The organism is Candidatus Acidulodesulfobacterium ferriphilum, assembly GCA_004195035.1.
GTDB classification, from domain to species: Bacteria; SZUA-79; SZUA-79; order Acidulodesulfobacterales; family Acidulodesulfobacteraceae; genus Acidulodesulfobacterium; species Acidulodesulfobacterium ferriphilum.
Genome location: SGBD01000004.1, coordinates 17,489 through 36,214 on the forward strand (window position 1 = coordinate 17,489; position 18,726 = coordinate 36,214).

Sequence of the window (18,726 nt, forward strand, 5' to 3'; positions counted from 1 at the left end):
ATTTATATAGGATATTCGCATTCGATAAGATTCCCAGTTTTTATATTTGTAAGGATACCGTATTTCTGTTGTAGTTGCTCCATGATTTTCTGGTCTTGTTCATTCCAATCAGCTTGATATGTATAGCAAAAGTCGTAAGAAACCATACGATTGAATTTACCTTCCGTAGCGATTCCTAAAACCTTTGGTTTTTTGTAAATTCCCCTTGCAACATGACACGTGCTGAATAATAGGTTTTCTATAGCTTCCTTGCCTATCGATTCAAAGTTATCAATGAAGACGAAACAATAAGTGGTGTCGGAATTATCAGGGGAGACTACCCTGCGTATTATATTTATTTTATCGTTAATTTTGTTATGAGCAAAAACCTGTGCATCGTAAAACATTTTAGAAAGGGAGCGCCTTTGCAATCTGCTGGGTCTAGCCAGCTCCCGCGCGACGAGTTCGTATTTTTCTGAACCTTCATGGGCCTTTTCTATAAGGCTATCCCATCCATAACTTATTTTGTCGGCCTCTTTTTTGGCTTTATATCTCTCTTCACTCTTAAAACTTTCCCATGAACCGCCGGTAAAATGAACAAAGTCTGATTTTTCAATTCCCTGAAACGTTCTTTCGTTTGCAAGGTAGTAGGCAAGTAACTCTTCTTCCCCTCCTTGGATAATCATATATTGTTTGTTATTTATTAAGTTTTCTTTTTCCTGCAAATAATCGGCAAAATCTTTGATAGTATCTAATTCTTTAAAAACAATTTTCGCAAAATCACTAGTAAAAACATGAACCGAATTGTTTTTGACTTCATCCATAAAATTAGAAAAATCCTCTCCTTCCCCCACGAGAACAGATATGAGAAATATTTTTTTAATCGCTGAAGGATCAAATAACTCTGGTCTTCTGCGGGAATTCGCTAAATTTACGGATGTTTTTAAATCAAACAACTGTCTTCTGAAAGTTGCTTTATATTCTTTTTTACTTCAGACTTATTATATTTACCGTTTTTAAGTTTTAGGTTTTTAATTTGAAAAATTATTGCAATATCGTCGAAAATTACCAATAAATCACATAATTCTTTGTTGTCAGGTAATTTTGGATTAGGAAAGCACCAGTCTATAAAAAAGGATTTTGTCGCTAATTCATGAATCAGTTCCTCCGCATTTTTTCCCTTTATATTGAAAAAATCTTTAGAAAATGAATTGGTTGACATAATTTTGACAAAAATTTTAAAAAGTTTTAAAATAAATTTAATCCAAAGCCACTGAAAGACAAGTTCGTCCCGCCTTAGAGGGACAGGCGACGGAAACCGGAGGCGAGTCCGATGGACTTGCTTTGCGTTTTTATCATACCTTTTTATCCCCGCTAAATGCTTCATCCAACTTTGCCCTGAGAGCATTAGGGCTTAAATGCTTATATCTTTCCGACATTTTCTCGGACATATGCCCGGCGGCGTCCCTGATAAATTTGGACTCTACCCCTGCCTCTGTTAGGCGGGTTACGAAGATGTGGCGGCAGGCATGAGGAGTAAGCCCTTCCTTTCCTGATAAACCCGCCCTGCGGACGGACGTTTTAAAAGAGCGCTTTATATCATTAAGACGTTTGCCCTTATAACTGAAAACATATTCGCAGTCCTTCTTTATGTTCTTGAGGACGTTTGTTGCCGCAGTTGAAAGGGGATATATCTTCCATTCCCTCGTCTTATTTATCCATACCCGGATAACCTTGTCTTCCAGGTTTACGTCATCCCATTTCAGGCCAAGGACGTCAGATTTTCTAAAACCGGTTAAAGTTGAAAATCCGATAAACAATTTCACATGAGGAGAAGCAACCGCTATCAACCGCTCCTGTTCCTCTTTAGACAGATATATATCTCGTTTCCCTTCCCTAAGTTTTTTATGACCAGCAGCGGGGTTCTTATCAACCATTCCATTTTTTATACAGTATTCAAAGAAATGGTGAAGTATGGATATTTCTCGGTTGACGGTCCTGAAACTAATTTGGGATTCTTTTTTATCAGTGTTTTTGGGTAAGTTTTCCGTTTCGACTTTTCGCTGAAGGCGGTAATTTTCGATATCGCTAACGGTTATATCTTTAATGTCCTTATTCTTAAAAACAGAAAGGAAATGAATAGATAAATATTTTTTGTTCTTTATATTGCTGCTGCTCGACGAATCAGCCTTTATATACCTATCCCATGCGGTAGTAAAATTTACTACCGTCTTTTTTAAAACAGGTAAATCGTTCTTTTCCCGTGCTATATCGGTTTGCTTTGCCTCTGCAATTAGTTTTGCTGATTGCTTATCGGTAGTTTTAGTTGTTCCCTGGTATTTTTTGCCGCCGTAGGTTATACAGTAATACCAGATATCATTGCCTTTCTTTCGGTAAATAGAAGCCATTTTCTACTCCTCTTAAAGGTAGTAATGGTAGTAAATAAGTAGGAAAACTTTTGCATTTTGCCTCATTTTCATACATAATTTTACATCTTAATTCATATTTTAGTCAAGAGGAAATTTATAGAAAAGGCTTATTTACTGCGGTTTTTAATGGTCGGGACGACTGGATTTGAACCAGCGACCCCTTGCTCCCGAAGCAAGTGCGCTACCGAGCTGCGCTACGTCCCGAAAATAAAAACTAAATTTTTTCCTTCATTTCCATAATTGTCCTTTTGTAATCATCGGTTTTAAATATACCTGAACCGCTGACGATGATATTTGCTCCCGAATTAGAAACATCGGCAATATTAATAACCTTTATGCCGCCGTCAACCTCTACCTGTGTTTCTAATTCGCGCCGCGATATGATTTTACGCATATTTTCTATCTTAAATAAAGACGAGTATATAAATTCCTGTCCGCTAAAACCCGGATTTACGGACATAATTAAAACCAAATCTATATAATCCAATATCTCGTCCAAAGCCGCAATAGGCGTGGACGGATTTATCGCAACCCCTGGGCTTGCGCCCAATTCCCTGATTTTTTCGACAGCCCTGTGCAAATGAATACAACCTTCCTGATGTATCGTCAAAATATCCGCACCGCTCTTAACAAACTCGTCTATATATCTTTCAGGTTTATCAATCATCAAATGAACATCTAAGGGAATATCGGTTTCCGATTTTATTGCGCCGACAAGATCCCATCCGGCGGTTATATTTGGAACAAATATACCGTCCATAATATCGATGTGTATTAAATCGGCGCCCGCTTCTTTTATTAATTCAAGTTCGGCTGCCAAATTTAATAAATTACCCGAAAGAATAGATGGCGCTATTTTTTTCATTATTTTTTATTAAACCCCTCTTGCCATTTCCTTCAGCTTTTCAATCCTGTCTTCCGTTGCGGGATGTGTGCTGAACAGGCTTTTAAAGGCGCCGCTTCTAAGCGGATTTATTATAAACATATGCGCTGTAGCGTGAGTCATCTGATTTGCGGGCATAGGCTCTTCCTCATTTCCTGCTTCTAATTTGTTTAATGCGCTTGCTAAGTAAAGCGGATTGCCGCTTAACGCTGCCCCGCCTTTATCGGCCGCGTATTCCCTCTGTCTCGAGATTGCAAGTTGAATCAATGTGGCAATTAAAGGGGCAAGTATTGCCATTACGATTAAACCGACAATATTGCCTTCCCTGTCGTTGCTCCTTCCCCCAAAACCGGTAAACATCGCCCCCCATTCGGCCATCCATGCAAGCATGCTAATCGCGCCGGCAACGGTAGCCGCAATAGAGCTTATCAGTATATCCCTGTTTTTTACATGGGTTAATTCGTGTCCGATAACGCCCGATAATTCGTTATTGTTTAAAATTCTCATAATGCCTGTCGTAACGCAGACGGCGGCATGCTGTGGGTTTCTACCGGTGGCAAACGCGTTCGGGGTATCTTCATCGACTATGTAAACCTTCGGCATCGGGATATTCCCCCTTACCGCAAGATTTCTGACTATCGAATAAAGCTCCGGCTGTTCCGCCTCCGTAACGGGGGTGGCGTGGTACATGGATAAAACCATTTTATCGCTGAACCAATATGTCCCGATATTCATTATAGCCGCAAAAACTAGAGCTATTACCATGCCCTGTGTTCCTCCAAGCACCCCGCCGGCGGCAATAAGAATAACGGTAAGCAATGTCATTAATACAAAAGTTTTAAAATAATTCATACAATTAAATCCTCATTTTCTCTCTATACGATTGGCAGATTACTAAAATCGGAAACAGGGGGATTTAAGCTTGAAATCGTGTTGCTCTCACCCGTTTTTCCGTATTTCTCGTTTATTCTTGCCTTATAAATTCATTATACCTCAAAATTTTATGGATTTGTTAAAAAATAATTATCTCTAACTTAAATTAATCTTTAAATAAAAGCCCGCCTCCTTCCCCGCCTTCCGCATCTTCTTCCGCCCTTTTATTTATGCTTTCCCTTTTTTCGATAACATCTTCAATCTCGGAGGCGGACGGCAAATCGCCCAAATCCTTAAGGCTAAAAACCTCCAAAAAATGGTCGGTCGTCTTATAAATTAAAGGTTTTCCGATAATGTCCTTCCTGCCTGCAACTTTAATAAGATTTTTTTCCAATAAAAATTTTATTATGCTTCCGGAATCTACCCCTCTTATCGTATCAACTTCGCTTTTAATGATCGGCTGCTTATACGCTATGATGGATAATGTTTCTAATTGCGGTTTCGTAAACTTTTGCGGCTTTACCTTTAAAAATTCGGAAATTATCCCGTAATATTCCGGCTTTGTCTTAAAACTGTAATTATCGTTATTGACGGATAAATATATCCCGTGCCTGCCGCCTTCGTTAAATTCGCCTTTTATAAATTCTATTGCTTTTAAAATCATTTCCTTCTTTTTTTTATCGATTTCCTCTTTCCCTTTATTTTTATTTTTAGAACTTATATCAAAAATTTCGTAAAGCCTTTCCAAAGAGATTGATTCGCCGGATGTAAATATTATAGCTTCCACTGCCGAGGCAAGGATATTTATATCTTCAAAATAATCGTTTAAAGGATTTAACAAAATCATATAATAATTTCGCTAAGTACTGGTAAATAAAATTTAACGGGGCAAAAACGGCTGCGGGTCATAAAGAAACTATTCCGTTATTTGGAATAAAGCCCGACTTTCAGGGAATCGAACCATGTCAAAAATCTGCTAACCATCTCCTTTCCTTTAAAAATGAGACCGTGCTGCGGCGCTATCATTTCGATATCGAGCTTAGAAATCCTATCTATCCAGACCTTTTTCGGCTCGTTCGACGGCATCCATCTCTTATGAAAGTATTCCATATATTTAGTGTGATTGTCAAAATCCTGAACAAATATGTTCGGTTTTCTTTTCCCTTTTAAATCTTCCTTGGGAACAAGCGCCGCCCCAATGTCGCCCGTAAAAAGTATTTTTGAAACAGGGTCGTATAGGTTTAAGTGTCCCGGTGAATGCAGGTAATGCGCAGGAATTATCTCGAAGGCGTAATCCTTTGTCATATTCAGCTTCATACCCGTATCTTCGACCATTATCATATTTTCGGGCCTTGCTCCATAATGCGATATAAATGTGGACCAAATCCTGTCTATTATAACCTTAGAGTCAGTGATGGAAAGCCATAAAGCCAATGCCGAGATTACATCGGGGTCCTGATGGGAGGAAAAGATGTATTTAACTTCAGACATTCTGACTTCGCCGGCAAAAGCGGATGAAACGGAGGAAAACATTTCTATGCCGCCGGGATCCATTATTGTCGCCACCTTGTCGTGTATGAGCAAATATTGATTCGTATCTATTATGTAATCGGGTCTTTCGCCGTCCTTGCCAAAATAAATAAACTTATGATTGGGCGATTCAAATAGAATTTCGGAAATCATATATATACTCACCTATTTCAAGTTAAATTACCTTAAATCACACGCAAATCTCTGAAACTTTGCTGTCTATATTCCTAATAGTTTTCGTAAGCCCTTCGTTTAATTTACTGTCTATCCTGAGAGTATCGTTAAGTTTCGCACTGACCTTTCTAATACCGAATAGAACATTAGATATTTCCTTTGTCGAACTTGAAGACTTTTCCGAAAGTTTTCTTACCTCATCCGCAACAACCGCAAACCCCCTGCCCGCTTCCCCTGCCCTCGCGGCTTCGATTGCGGCATTTAGTGCCAGTAAATTGATTTGGTCGGTTATCGAAACAATGGTGCTAAGTATTTCATCCGTAAAAAGCGTCAGCTTATAAAGTTCGATCGAATCGTTATATGTCTTTTCAAGTGTTGAAAATGAGCTTGAATACATATGGGCTAATGAATCTACGAAATTTTTCATATTGTCTTTAGACTCCCTGCAATTTTTAACGAACCGGTTAAATTTTTCATTAAGTATAGGAAGTTCTTCAGAATCCTTTGCGCATGAGCTAAGAAGGTTGTCTTTGTTCGCTATATCGTCTTCCTGCGAAGAAATTTTTAGCTTTAACGCCTCTATTTCTTTTTTATAACCATCGATAACCCCTGCGGTTTCACTGTTCTTTTTGCTCAAAGACAGGTTAAGTTCATTATTCTTTTTTTTAAGTTCGGCAATTTCGCTAAGTAATTTTTGATATTCTTTACCCGATATAAGTTTCATAGCGCTTCCTTGTTTCAAATAATTTGAAGAATTATTATATCCATCTAAATTTAATACATATTCATTATATTTATATTTATTTTTAATTCAATATATATTTTTATATATTTTTGCATTTTTCGATTATCGCCATGGAGCATTTTATTCCGTCCATCGCGCTTGTTATAATCCCTCCGGAATAACCGGAACCTTCGCCGCAAGGATATAAACCCTTTACGGAGACCGACTCGAAATCATCCCCTCTTTTTATGCGGACGGCGGACGATGTTCCCGCTTCGACGGCGGTTAAAACGGAGTTTGAAATAAACCCCTTAAATCTCGTCTCGAATTCAATTAAAGAAGCTGCTATAAAAATATTTAAAAAATCCGGGATTATATCAAAAAGGTCGTAATATTTGACGGCGGGACGATAAGACGGTTTTGGCAAACCGGCAAATTTATCTGGCGGCAAAGTCAACGATAAAGTATTTTTTGGTAAATTTTTAATAAAAAATTTAAATTTATTTAATAAATCCGAACCTGCAATATCGGCTCCGCTATAAAAATTTAAATCCGCGTCCGCGTTACCGTAATCTTTGCTTTCATTTAGCAAGCCGCCGGTTGAAACGGCGCCCGCAGCTTTATTTTTAACGACCGCAGCCTTACCGATAACGCCGCCTATATAATCCGCCGTCGGTTGAAACGGCGCCGTAAAATTGCCCCCGCCGGCATTGAAAGCCCTGCTTTCCACGCTTTGTCTAAATATCAGCCCGCCCATATCGGAAGAAAGAAGACCGCTATCCATATAATTACCCATGTAATTCAGCATCTCGGGTCTAACCGTTGCTACGATAGCGCTGTTTGAATTTTCGAGATCCCTTCCCGAATAACTCATCCCGTTAACGCAAAGATGATTTTTCTTGGAACTCGAGTTTATAACGAGTCCACCCGGGCACATGCAAAACGAGTATCCGCCGAAACCTTTTGAACTTATATTGTAATACACGCTCTCAAGCTCCTTATTTTTATGCCCTTCGCGGTTTAAGCCGTTTCCTTTTTTGCCGCCCTTGCCTTCCTTGCTCCCTCTAAAAAACAAATGATTAATAAAATCCCTTTTATGTTCTATTCTGAACCCGACAGCAAACGGTTTCTTTTCCATATAGACCCCGCTTTTTTTTAACAGCTCATAGGTGTCGTAACTGTTCGAACCTGAGGCGATAATTAAGAAATCGACTTTCAAAACCCGTTTATCCGTTATAGCCGAATGCAGTACGAACGGTTTTGCATCCCCTTTCGGCGCATTGGTAATTATATCCGTCAATTCCTCTTCGTAAAAGACCTCTGCCCCGTTTTTTATGAGGTAGGTTCTGATATTTTTAAGAATATGCATTAATTCGTCGCTTCCGAGATGAGGCTTATGTTCGGTCAAAATATCGCTTTTCGCGCCCATTTTTACTAAAAAATCTAAAATATAGGACACCAGCGGATCATTTTTCCTTGTCGTAAGCTTGCCGTCCGAAAATGTCCCCGCTCCTCCCTCGCCAAACACGGCATTGCTCCTTTCGTCGAACTTTGCATTGCTCCATAAATCGTTTACATCTTTTATTCTATCTTCCACTCTTTTCCCTTTTTCTATAATAATAGGTTTTATTCCGTTATTTACCAACGAGACGGCCGCAAAAATTCCGGCAGGACCCATCCCTGCAATTAAAACATCGGGCTTATTTTTGCCGGCAATATTATCCGCATATTTTGCGTTTTCCAAAATATTATTCTTTTTGCCGTAAAAAAAGTCTTCTTCCTCTTTACCTGCCTTCCTTGCTTTTACCTTATTTTCGAGTAAATAATTTAAAACGAAATCTTCGATTTCGGCATTTATATTAAGCGCCTCCGTGCCGGCGCCGGCTTCAAGTTTTTTAACTTTTACGCTTACAATGGCTTTAAAGACAGTTTTAGGCTCTTTTTGCCTTAAATCTAAAGATTTTTTAATAATCTTAGAAGAAATTAATAAATCTTTTTTATCTAAATCTAAATCCCTTTTTTTAGAACTAAATTTAAAGTTTTCGAATATATTTTCCAAGCTCTTGGAAAAAAAGTCCTCGTATGCCTTTTCGATATTTCCGTCTGTGTTTATCAAAGCATGTCTTTGATACAGACGGAAATGGTCGCCGCCGCCGATTACCCCTGTCTTAAAATCGTATATAATTAACATAAAATACCAAAATATATCCGTGATTTTATTCGATGCAAAAGTTTATGAGGGATTTACCAAAGATACCGCAGGTTCTTTAGCCAACTCTTCTTTGCTTAATTTGATTGAATTTTTAAGCGGGATTAAAAGCACAGGGCACAGGGAATTTTTTGCAACTGAAAAAGAAATCGAACCCGATATAAATTCCTTAACGCCTATTTTTTGATGAGTTCCAATGGCAATTAAATCCGACCCTTTTTTCCTCGAAAAATTAAGAATTTCGGATGCGGGGAAACCGTAAGATATAAAAATCTCATAATTTAAATAATATAAACCCGACTTTTTTAATCCATCTTCCACGGCTTCATGCGCTTCTTTCATTTTAAGCTGAAGATTGGCCTTCCTGTTTATTATAGAAAACGGAGCGGAAGAGATTACATGCAAAATGTAAAATTTTGCCGCATTTTCCCTAAAAAATGAAGCGGCTTGCGTTAATATAAAAGATGTTTCAAAATTTAAATCAATTGCGACAAGAACCTTTTTTTCTATTTCCATATTTTAATATTATCTAATTCAAACAATTTTTTCAAGGATTGTAAAATATTAATAAACTATTTAAATATTAACCGACATAAATATTAACCGACTTGATTTTTAAGAAAAAATCGGGTACAATTTTACATAATTGAGCCGCTTGTTAGAGCGGAAGCCGAATAATAACAGCAATATTTGCATATGGGGGATGTATATGTGCGAAGATTACCATGACTCGAATTTAACGAAAGAAACAATAAACCTTGAAATGGCAAGACAATCTTTAATCGAAGAATTTCAAGCAATTAACTGGTATCAAGAAAGATTCGAACTTACCGGGGACGAGGAATTAAAAAAAATTTTAGCCCACAACAGGGACGAAGAAAAAGAACATGCGGCAATGCTTATGGAATACATTAGAAAGAATGACCCCGTTCAGGATGACAAATTTCTTCATCACGATTAATCACGGCTTAATTAATCTCCGCCGTTCTAATGTTAAGGTCTTTATCTATTTTTAACAATGTATAATTGTTGACGCACCTCCACCCTCTATCGGAATCGTAAGGCTCCGATGCAACCACGGCTTTATCTTCGTCTATCAAATAATATAAAGAATAATATGCCAGTCTCGGCTGCTTCGCTGGATATTCCCCTTTCTTTTTAGCCTTCGCAAGCCTTAACGCATACAGGTCGTTTTTTGGATCTTTCAATAAAAAATTATTATTTTTTGATTAATATATTAATCAAAATAATGCTTTTCAAAAAGTTTTAATATATGTTATATTAAATATGGGTAATCCGACAATACGGCAGGAAGATCGAAAACCCCGCCAGGTTCGAGAGAAAGCAACGGTATTGATTTAGAATGTGCGTGTTTTCTCGGATTGCCCTGCCATCATCCGGCTTTTATAATACCATAAAAATAACATAAAGTATATCCGATTTTGAATTTTGAAATTAGGATTCAGGTGGATACGATAAACGGAGCAAGCAAAATTGCAAATGTTAACGCCGCCCTTCTCACAGGCAACGAAGCAATAGCCGCCGGCGCTTACAAAGCAGGTGTTCATGTGGCAACAGGCTACCCGGGCACCCCAAGTTCCGAAATCCTTCCCTATCTTGCAAGATTTAACAATGCTATCGTTAACTGGTCGATAAACGAAAAAACGGCGCTCGAAATAGCGATTGGCGCATCTATCGGTTATAAAAGGTCTATGTTCACCACAAAACATGTCGGACTTAATGTAGCTTCGGATCCGCTTATGACTCTTGCGATAACGGGAGTTCGCGGCGGCATCGCCGTTATCACTGCCGATGACCCTGCTATGCACAGTTCTCAAAACGAACAGGACAACAGGTTTTATTCAAAATTTGCCAAAGTTCCGATGTTTGAACCCTCGGATAGCAATGAATGCTTTGAGTTTACCTGTGAGGCTTTTGAAATAAGCGAAAGGTTCGATACGCCCGTTATAATCAGAACGACTACAAGAATATCCCACTCAAAAAGTATTGTCCGTACCCCGCCGGCTTACCTGCCGAACATGAATTCAAATTTAGAAAACGAAAATAATTCTTATCCGAAACCAAAAGAAAAAACCTACATTAAAGACATAGAAAAATTTGTTATGGCTCCTGTTTATGCAAGAAAAAGACATAAAATCGCGATCGAAAGGCTAAAAAAATTGCAGGAATTTTCAAATAATTCCGGCATTAATAATATCGAATATAACAGCCTTGATTTTGGAATAATTACAAGCGGGATTTCATACCAGTATGTTAAAGAAATTGCTCCGTTCGCCTCCGTTTTAAAACTCTCTTTTTCTTATCCCATACCCGATTTACTTATTAAAGAATTTGTAAAAAAAGTAAAAAGCGTCATCATAGTCGAGGAATTAGAACCGTTCATACAAGACGAAATATCCTCTATAGGCATAAACTTAAGGGGCAAAGAGATTTTTAACAGATTTGGAGAACTCACGCCTGATATGGTAAAAGAAGGGCTTATAAATGCCGGCTTTATTAAAAAATATGACAATAAATCGTCTGACAAATTGCAGGGAAAAGGCGGCTCGAGCAAACTTGACAGTCTTTTGGAAAAATTGCCTCAAAGGCTTCCTGCTCTTTGCAGCGGATGCCCGCATACCTCCGTATTTTATGCCCTGAAAAAACTCAAGGTTCCGGTTATGGGAGACATAGGCTGTTATACCCTTGGCGCATTGCCGCCTCTAAATGCAATGGATAGCTGCATATCGATGGGACTTGCCTTTGGAGCGGCGCAGGGCTTATCTTTATCAAATTCCTCGCCTAAAAAAATTGCAGGCATAATGGGGGATTCTACATTTTTTCATTCCGGTATTACTTCACTAATAGACGCAAAATACAATAACGCCTGTTTTACGGCAATTATTTTGGATAATTCGACAACCGCAATGACAGGCGGACAGGATCATCCCGGAACCGGTAAAAACCTGTCCTCGGGTCAAGTCGTATCTAACAAAATAGATATAAAAAGAGTGGTAGAAGGCATTGGAATAGATGAAATATATATCATTGACCCATATAATTATAACGCCGTTTATAAAACCTTAAAAAAGGCGCTAAGCTCCAAAAATTTAAATGTGATTATCACAAAAAGGCCGTGTATTTTATATCCATGCAAAATCGATCTAGGTAAAAAATTTAAGATACTCGAAGGTTGCAACGGATGCGATCTCTGCATGCAAATCGGATGCCCTTCTATCCTTAATTCGGAGAATTTTTTGGATAATAATAAACCGATTCCTTTTATCGATAGCTCGTGCATCGGCTGTTCTATTTGCAAAGATATATGTATATTTAACTTTATCGAAGAAATTAAATCTTAACAAACGAACCTTGAACTTATGGATACGCAAAATATATTAGTATGCGGAATCGGCGGACAGGGCGTGGTTCTTGCCGGAAAGATTATCAGCCACGCCGCTTTCGAGAAAGGCTTCGATGTTAAGACTTCGGAGGTTCACGGCATGTCTCAAAGAGGCGGTTCCGTCTCGACTCATATAAGATTTGGAGATAAGGTATTCTCGCCGCTTATACCGGGACAGAGCGCCGATATACTTCTTTCATTCGATATTTACGAAACTTTAAGATATGCCAGAGATTTTGCGGATAAAAAAACATTAATAATTTCGTCAAATTATGGTAAGATTCCATTGTGGGCATCCGCCCGTGAAAATGACAGGATTTCTATTGCGGAGATTAGCGGGGCTTTAAAAATTAATTTCGATAAACTGCTTATGGTTAATAATAAAGAAACGGCAATGTCTTTAGGAAATATCAAGGTTGCCAATATTATACTAATAGGGCTTTTATCAAAATTTACCGATATAGAAGAGGATTTCTGGCTTAAAGTTATCAAAGACAATGTTCCCAAAAAAACCGAAGAAATAAATATTAAGTCATTTTTAGCGGGTAGAAATGAAAAATAACAACAACATCAAGGTAAATTACTTTGAAAAAAAATATGAGACAATGGATTACCTTGAGTTAAAAACTCTTCAGACTGCGAGGCTTAAAGAGACCCTCAGAACCGTATTCATAAAAAATGATTTTTACAAAAACAAATTAAACGAAGCAGGCATAAAGCACATAAGCGATATCGATAATATTAAAAATATAGACGATATTAAAAACTTGCCGTTTACGGCAAAAATAGACCTCGTAAACAATTATCCTTTCGGCATTTTTTCCCGCCCTTTAAAAGACCTGATAAGGATTCATGCTTCCTCCGGAACTACGGGAAAACCCATTATAGCAGGTTATACAAAACGGGACATCAGGGTATGGTCGCATCTTATGGCTCGTGTTTTATGCGCTGCCGGGCTCGGTAAAAACGATATAGGACAGAATGCTTACGGTTACGGATTATTTACAGGCGGACTCGGCTTTCATTACGGGGCCGAAGCGCTTGGAATGACGATAATTCCAATGTCAACAGGTTTTACGGAGAGACAGTTTACGATGATGGAAGATATAGGCGCTACAGCCCTTTTTTGTACCCCTTCTTATGCCCTTTTTTTAGGAGAGGAGATAAATAAATTTATAAAGGATACATCAAAAATAAAATTAAAAAAGGGGATATTCGGCGCAGAACCATGGTCGAACGAATTCAGGCAAAATATAGAAAGCTCGCTTAACATAGACGCCTACGACATATACGGTTTAAGCGAACTTTTGGGTCCCGGAGTCGCTTTTGAATGCGTATATAAAAACGGTCTCCATATAAACGAAGATAACTTTCTTCCCGAAATAATAAATCCAAAAACTGGCGAAGTCCTTAAGGAAGGTGAACAGGGCGAATTAGTTTTAACGAGCCTGAACAGGCAGGCTATGCCGCTTATAAGATTCAGAACAAAGGATATAACGAGTTTATATAAAGATAAATGCAGATGCGGAAGGTCTTTTGTCAGAATGCATAAGATAAAAGGAAGAACCGACGATATGATTATCTTAAAAGGGGTTAATATTTTCCCTTCCCAAATCGAATCTATAATATTCGGATACGATTACCTTGAACCCGCCTATTTAATCGAACTTTACACCGACAATCTTCTTGACAAAATGAATGTTATTATCGAGCCGAAACAGGAGGTTTTTAACATGGGTGGAAGCAAAATGGACGAATTAACAAAAGAAATTTCACATAAAATTTACGAATTGGTCGGCATTCGGTCTAAAGTAACTGCCGTTCCGCCGAAAACTCTGGAAAGGAGCCAGGGGAAATCCAAACGAATCAGGGATTTAAGAAAGAAAATATAATATTTATATATTTTATACCGCTATCTTTTCTATTAACCCGCATAATGCATTTACATCTACGAGCGTATCCCTGCATGGCCCGTTTGGCCTTATATTGGACAACCCGTAAACAGGCAAAGGAAAACTATCTATAATACCCGAACTCAGGTCCCTTTCGCAAGCCACCGCTATCACGGCCTTCGGCCTTTTTTCCTCCAATACCCTTCTTGCTAATGTTCCGCCCGTTGCTACGGCAATAAAAATACCTTTTTTATCGCTTAATAACGCCAGTTCTTTTATATTACACTTTCCGCATTTAAGGCAATTATGGACATCCTCGGTAATCTTGGCTTTGCAATTATGCAATTGCAAACAATGTGGGAGCAAAATGAGAATTCTATCCTTGAGTATTTGTTTATTTAAGGAAAAAAGCAAAAAATTATTTATCTCTATAAAAGAACTTTGCATCTTATCCCTGTTAATCCTAAAAACAGAGGTAATAAAAAAGGCCATGGGATATAATAATCTGATTAAAATATATCTTGCAGGATAAACTAATGCTGATCGGCTTTTATTTTTTTTAAAAGACAAACTTATAAAAAAAATGGCTAAAACAATAAAAACTATTGCCGCAAAAAACAAAAATATATAAAGGGGTAAATCGGGGCTTAATTTTTCGATTCCGCCGGATATTACCCAAAAAAGGAAAGCCGATATTATCAGCAATACTACAATAGATGCCGATATTATTTTTAAAAAATAAACATGCTCTTTTTTTATAAATTTTACAAACATAGAAATTATTAAATTATTTTAATATATCGCCGGATTTTATCCTGTACCCGTTAATGAAATCCTTATATTCCATAAGCCTTTTACCTTCGGGTTTAAGCCTGAGAAGGCTTAAATATACCCCCTTTTTGACTGTTTTTATAACAAAACCGCACTTATTTGCAAGAATAACCGTGCCGGGTACCGCCGCCTGTATTAATTCAAATGAATTTTGAATATGTCCCTCAATTTCTTCAAAACCGTTTTTTTCCTTTTCAATATAGTCAATATAGTCATAATAGCCGGAATATCCGCCATATATATCCAAACCGTCTTTTGTATTTATATCCCCATCTTTATCTGCATGCTTATTTATATCTTCCGTATTCATATTGTCATTAAATTCGTTATTAAATTCTTTCCCGTTTATCAAGATTTTTGCCTCAAGAAGTTTAACTATTTTACCCTTAAACATAAAAAAAGCCCCGCCCGACTCTCTGAACGCTCTTATTTTTGAGTAAATTTCTAACGGCCCGCCTCGAAAAAAATCTAACCTTTGGGCTGTTAAATCGATGAGTTTTGACTCGGTCATACTGCTTATTTTTATCGAAGACTGAGGATAGGCATACTTAAAAACATTCAATTTTACCCTGAAAATAGTTTTAATAACCTCCGCCAAAAGAACCCCGCCCGCCTTTGAAAGATTTTTATATAGGGTTTCATAATATTCGTCTTTTCCAATTGAAACTTTATTTTGAGCTATAACAGGTCCCGTATCTATCCCGCTATCGAGAGCCATTATAGAAACGCCGCTATATTTAACCCTTTTTAATATTGCATAATGAATAGGGCTTGGTCCCCTCAAATCCGGAAGCAGCGACGGATGAAGATTTAATACTCCATATTGTGGGATAGCCAGTATATCGTCAGGAAGAATCAGCCCAAATGCTACGACAACTATCAGGTCAAGGTCTAACGATTTTAAAAATTCTATTTCATCTTGGTTATTTTTTAGGGTCTCGGGCGTTCTGACTTTTATACCTGCCTCACCTGCAGTTATATTTACGGATGATTTTATAACTTCCTTTGTTTTGCCGTCCCAAACGGGTGATTTCGTATAAATGCACTTTAAGTCCAGAATATTTGTTTTAAAAAGTTCTAAAATGTTTTGCAGCGCTTCCGAGGCAATCTCCGGCGTCCCCATAAAAACAACATTCAAGGGCGTGTTCAGATTATTAAAAGAAGGCATAAATACCTGCAAAGTTAAAATAGCGGCAAATTTCGATATTTGGATTTAAGAAGTATAACTGACATCCTTTTCCTGTTTCTTAACCTTTGATTTTTTAAGCGCGGCGTTGTACAGAGACCGCTTTAACGGTGAAGCCTTATCGATAAATAAAATTCCGTCAAGATGGTCTATCTCGTGCTGAAAGACTATTCCCAGCAAACCTTGCGCCTCTACAATAATCTCTTTGCCGGATAAGTCTAAAGCCCTGACCTTAATTTCGCTTGCCCTTTCGATATCGGCATTAAATTTAGGAATGGAAAGACACCCCTCTTCATAGACGGTCTTTCCTTCTTTAGAAATTATTTCAGGATTAATTGCCACGATAAGGTCTTTATTTGCATTAAGAATATTCCCCTCATCCAAGGAAAAAATTTTATCCTTATCCGTTTTTCTGCTTATATCTATAACTATGATACGCTTATCCTCGCCAACCTGCGTAGCGGCAAGCCCCACACCGTCGGCTTTGTACATCGTATATGCAAGATCTTTGATTAAAGGAATGTTTTCGGGGACTTCATTCGAGCTTAAAGGTTTTGCTTTTATTCGCAGTTTTATATCCGGATATTCTAATATATTTAAAAACCTCATATTCGACTTAATAAATTTCGTTAATAATTATTTTCGAACTATTTTGCAATTGCATTAAAATTAAACTTTTTTTGATAAATCACTAAGCCGTGAAGAGTCAGGGGGAGGTCATACAAATGCTGGGTGGCGGCATTGGGTAACTCATGTTTTACCGGTTGCGGCGGAACCTTTAATGCCGCAAACCCGGCAGGAACATTTTTCTTTTTCACCCTCAAAAGAGGACCATGCCTTAACGGCCCGGGAATATCCTTTTGGGGCGTTATTTTAAACATGCCTGTTATTTCTTTCGAACAGAACCAGATACCGTTGCTCCAAAAATAATAAAATTTATTGTAGTAATAATAAACCTTCTGATTTTTTTTATTGATATAAGCCGTCATATTGCCAGATATATTAAGTATTATAAATTTCTTATTTTCGGAATAATATTTTTCTCCGTTTTTTTTAACATTAAAGTTATCGGTTCCTTTGGAATAAGCATAGCTTGATAATCCAAGAATAAGGCCGCCAGCTAATAAAATAGCAACTAAAATTATTTTGTTTTTTTTGATTTCTTTAAATTTATCAAGCATATAACCTCCAGAGATTCCTTAAATATACCACTATAATTACTAAAAATCAATTTTTATTTTGATATTGCATTCATGTGCAGCTTGTTTTATAATAAAACAAGCAATAGATATAACCTTAATCCTGCATTAGAAATTTTATTTTCTGGATTCCCGCTTTCGCGGGAATGACGACTGTTGGGTTAAGACCTTAATCTCCGCATAGTCATTTCCGCGAAAGCGGGAATCCAGATTTAACATAAGCTTTTGAGTATATAATGTAATTTCTAATGCAGGATTAAGATATAAATGCCGAAAAATACCGAAACATTTTAAATGAAAAAGGAGATGAAATGCCCCTTCTAAGCGAACAGGATGCCGAATTTTTAAAGAAAGATTTTGAAAGCAAACTTAAAAATAATGTTAAAATAATATTTTTCAAGTCCGAAGATGCCTGCCTGTACTGCAAGGAAGTAAAAGATATTCTTGTTGAGGTTTCAGGTTTGAGCGATAAGATAACTCTCGAAGAGTACGATTTCGACAAAGATAAAGAAAAGGTCAAGCAGTATTCCATTAAAAGAACACCCGGAATCGTAATTGAAGGAGAAAAGGATTACGGCGTTCGTTTTTACGGCATCCCCGCAGGCCATGAGTTTATGACCTTAATCCATGGGATAATGAATGTCTCCGCCAAAAATACTGGCCTTTCCGAAAAAACTATCGAAAAACTTAAGGAAATTATAAAGCCTTATAATATTCAGGTATTTGTTACCCCTACTTGACCCCATTGTCCGCCGGCGGCGGTTCTTGCTCATAATTTTGCCATAGAAAACGACAATATAACGGCCGATGTTATAGAAATTCAAGAATTTCCAAATCTTGCCGACAAATATGAGGTTTTTAGCGTCCCAAAGACGGTAATGAACGATAACGGCGAAGTGGTTGGCGCCGTTCCAGAAGCTGTCTTTCTGGGGAAGGTTATGGAAGGATATACAACTTAGAGGACTTATCCTTTATAATGATATAATAAAACAGGTACATCGGATTTTCTGACAACGCTTTCAGCCATCGAGCCAAGCACCGCTCTTGTTAGTCCTTTCCTTCCGTGCGTGCCCATTATAACAATATCGTAACCGCCTTCTTTTATCGCCCCTAAAATAACATTATGCGGCTCTCCGTGCGTAAGTATGGTCTTAACCTTAACTCCTTTTTTCTCGCACTCTTCCTTTAATTTATTCAAAATTGGTTTTTCCTCTTGAACTAAAAAATCAAAGTCATTTAACGACCCGCCCGACAAATCCCCGATATTTTGCAATGCTTGAATATCTATAACATGAATAAATGTTATTTCGGCTTTAATTTCCGAAGCAAAATTAATGGCATTATAAGCCGCGCTTGTAGATGTATCGCTAAAATCCACAGGGCATAAAATACTTTTGAACATGGCTGACTCCTT

General features: G+C 37.7%; 22 protein-coding genes, 1 tRNA gene and 1 other RNA gene. 7 read left to right on the top strand and 17 right to left on the bottom strand.

Annotated elements, in window-relative coordinates:
* Positions 1-2: 2 nt before the first annotated feature.
* The 11 genes from EVJ47_07145 to EVJ47_07195 form a co-directional block, all read right to left on the bottom strand.
* Complete coding sequence (locus EVJ47_07145) at positions 3-935, bottom strand: hypothetical protein (GenBank protein RZD14007.1); 933 nt, start codon at positions 933-935, stop codon at positions 3-5.
* On the bottom strand, positions 923-1,366 hold the full coding sequence (locus EVJ47_07150; protein RZD14008.1) for a hypothetical protein: 444 nt from the start codon (positions 1,364-1,366) through the stop codon (positions 923-925). Before EVJ47_07150 ends, EVJ47_07145 begins: the two co-directional genes overlap by 13 nt.
* Entirely contained in the window at positions 1,335-2,387 is a 1,053-nt protein-coding gene (locus EVJ47_07155; protein RZD14009.1) for a site-specific integrase, read from the bottom strand. Before EVJ47_07155 ends, EVJ47_07150 begins: the two co-directional genes overlap by 32 nt.
* A gap of 148 nt (positions 2,388-2,535) precedes the next feature.
* Positions 2,536-2,612 (bottom strand) — tRNA-Pro (locus EVJ47_07160).
* A 10-nt stretch (positions 2,613-2,622) separates the two neighbouring features.
* Complete coding sequence (locus EVJ47_07165) at positions 2,623-3,273, bottom strand: ribulose-phosphate 3-epimerase (GenBank protein RZD14010.1); 651 nt, start codon at positions 3,271-3,273, stop codon at positions 2,623-2,625.
* Positions 3,274-3,282: 9 nt separating this feature from the next.
* Positions 3,283-4,143: a zinc metalloprotease HtpX gene (gene htpX / locus EVJ47_07170; protein ID RZD14011.1), complete on the bottom strand. Its 861-nt coding sequence runs from the start codon at positions 4,141-4,143 to the stop codon at positions 3,283-3,285.
* 187 nt (positions 4,144-4,330) lie between these two features.
* Positions 4,331-5,011 (bottom strand): SMC-Scp complex subunit ScpB, encoded by a 681-nt coding sequence (gene scpB, locus EVJ47_07175; GenBank protein RZD14012.1) that lies wholly within the window; start codon positions 5,009-5,011, stop codon positions 4,331-4,333.
* 77 nt (positions 5,012-5,088) lie between these two features.
* The gene (locus tag EVJ47_07180) at positions 5,089-5,847 is read right to left on the bottom strand and encodes an MBL fold metallo-hydrolase (GenBank protein ID RZD14013.1); all 759 of its coding nucleotides are present in this window, start codon (positions 5,845-5,847) and stop codon (positions 5,089-5,091) included.
* A gap of 37 nt (positions 5,848-5,884) precedes the next feature.
* Positions 5,885-6,592: a methyl-accepting chemotaxis protein gene (locus tag EVJ47_07185; protein RZD14014.1), complete on the bottom strand. Its 708-nt coding sequence runs from the start codon at positions 6,590-6,592 to the stop codon at positions 5,885-5,887.
* A 100-nt stretch (positions 6,593-6,692) separates the two neighbouring features.
* A complete protein-coding gene (locus tag EVJ47_07190; GenBank protein RZD14015.1) occupies positions 6,693-8,783 on the bottom strand; it encodes a hypothetical protein in 2,091 nt (696 codons plus the stop codon).
* Positions 8,784-8,825: 42 nt separating this feature from the next.
* On the bottom strand, positions 8,826-9,317 hold the full coding sequence (locus tag EVJ47_07195; protein RZD14016.1) for a universal stress protein: 492 nt from the start codon (positions 9,315-9,317) through the stop codon (positions 8,826-8,828).
* A 187-nt stretch (positions 9,318-9,504) separates the two neighbouring features.
* On the opposite strand from EVJ47_07195, the gene EVJ47_07200 reads away from it, so the two are divergent.
* Positions 9,505-9,762, top strand: a complete 258-nt coding sequence (locus EVJ47_07200; protein RZD14017.1) for a ferritin — start codon at positions 9,505-9,507, stop codon at positions 9,760-9,762.
* A gap of 7 nt (positions 9,763-9,769) precedes the next feature.
* Here EVJ47_07200 and EVJ47_07205 read toward each other — a convergent pair whose 3' ends face one another.
* Positions 9,770-10,009, bottom strand: a complete 240-nt coding sequence (locus EVJ47_07205; GenBank protein RZD14018.1) for a hypothetical protein — start codon at positions 10,007-10,009, stop codon at positions 9,770-9,772.
* An 85-nt stretch (positions 10,010-10,094) separates the two neighbouring features.
* Here EVJ47_07205 and ffs point away from each other — a divergent pair.
* From ffs to EVJ47_07225, 4 genes are all read left to right on the top strand, one after another.
* Positions 10,095-10,188: signal recognition particle sRNA small type (gene ffs, locus EVJ47_07210), an RNA gene on the top strand.
* A 106-nt stretch (positions 10,189-10,294) separates the two neighbouring features.
* Complete coding sequence (locus EVJ47_07215) at positions 10,295-12,163, top strand: indolepyruvate ferredoxin oxidoreductase subunit alpha (GenBank protein ID RZD14194.1); 1,869 nt, start codon at positions 10,295-10,297, stop codon at positions 12,161-12,163.
* Between the two features lie 18 nt (positions 12,164-12,181).
* Positions 12,182-12,766 (top strand): indolepyruvate oxidoreductase subunit beta, encoded by a 585-nt coding sequence (locus EVJ47_07220; GenBank protein RZD14019.1) that lies wholly within the window; start codon positions 12,182-12,184, stop codon positions 12,764-12,766.
* 43 nt (positions 12,767-12,809) lie between these two features.
* Entirely contained in the window at positions 12,810-14,096 is a 1,287-nt protein-coding gene (locus EVJ47_07225; GenBank protein RZD14195.1) for a phenylacetate--CoA ligase, read from the top strand.
* A 12-nt stretch (positions 14,097-14,108) separates the two neighbouring features.
* Here the strand turns inward: EVJ47_07225 and EVJ47_07230 are convergent, their stop codons facing one another.
* The 4 genes from EVJ47_07230 to EVJ47_07245 are packed head-to-tail and all read right to left on the bottom strand — an operon-like array spanning position 14,109 to position 17,294.
* Positions 14,109-14,870, bottom strand: a complete 762-nt coding sequence (locus EVJ47_07230; protein ID RZD14020.1) for a DUF116 domain-containing protein — start codon at positions 14,868-14,870, stop codon at positions 14,109-14,111.
* Positions 14,871-14,883: 13 nt separating this feature from the next.
* Positions 14,884-16,095 carry a methionyl-tRNA formyltransferase gene (locus EVJ47_07235; protein RZD14021.1) on the bottom strand — a complete coding sequence of 404 codons (1,212 nt, stop codon included), beginning with the start codon at positions 16,093-16,095 and terminating at the stop codon, positions 14,884-14,886.
* 45 nt (positions 16,096-16,140) lie between these two features.
* The gene (def, locus tag EVJ47_07240; GenBank protein ID RZD14022.1) at positions 16,141-16,722 is read right to left on the bottom strand and encodes a peptide deformylase; all 582 of its coding nucleotides are present in this window, start codon (positions 16,720-16,722) and stop codon (positions 16,141-16,143) included.
* Positions 16,723-16,760: 38 nt separating this feature from the next.
* Entirely contained in the window at positions 16,761-17,294 is a 534-nt protein-coding gene (locus EVJ47_07245) for a hypothetical protein (GenBank protein ID RZD14023.1), read from the bottom strand.
* Positions 17,295-17,623: 329 nt separating this feature from the next.
* On the opposite strand from EVJ47_07245, the gene EVJ47_07250 reads away from it, so the two are divergent.
* Together EVJ47_07250 and EVJ47_07255 are read left to right on the top strand one after the other, a co-directional pair.
* The gene (locus EVJ47_07250; GenBank protein ID RZD14024.1) at positions 17,624-18,052 is read left to right on the top strand and encodes a hypothetical protein; all 429 of its coding nucleotides are present in this window, start codon (positions 17,624-17,626) and stop codon (positions 18,050-18,052) included.
* A gap of 42 nt (positions 18,053-18,094) precedes the next feature.
* Complete coding sequence (locus EVJ47_07255; GenBank protein RZD14196.1) at positions 18,095-18,271, top strand: hypothetical protein; 177 nt, start codon at positions 18,095-18,097, stop codon at positions 18,269-18,271.
* A gap of 5 nt (positions 18,272-18,276) precedes the next feature.
* Here EVJ47_07255 and EVJ47_07260 read toward each other — a convergent pair whose 3' ends face one another.
* Positions 18,277-18,714, bottom strand: a complete 438-nt coding sequence (locus tag EVJ47_07260) for a universal stress protein (protein RZD14025.1) — start codon at positions 18,712-18,714, stop codon at positions 18,277-18,279.
* Between the last annotated feature and the right edge of the window lie 12 nt (positions 18,715-18,726).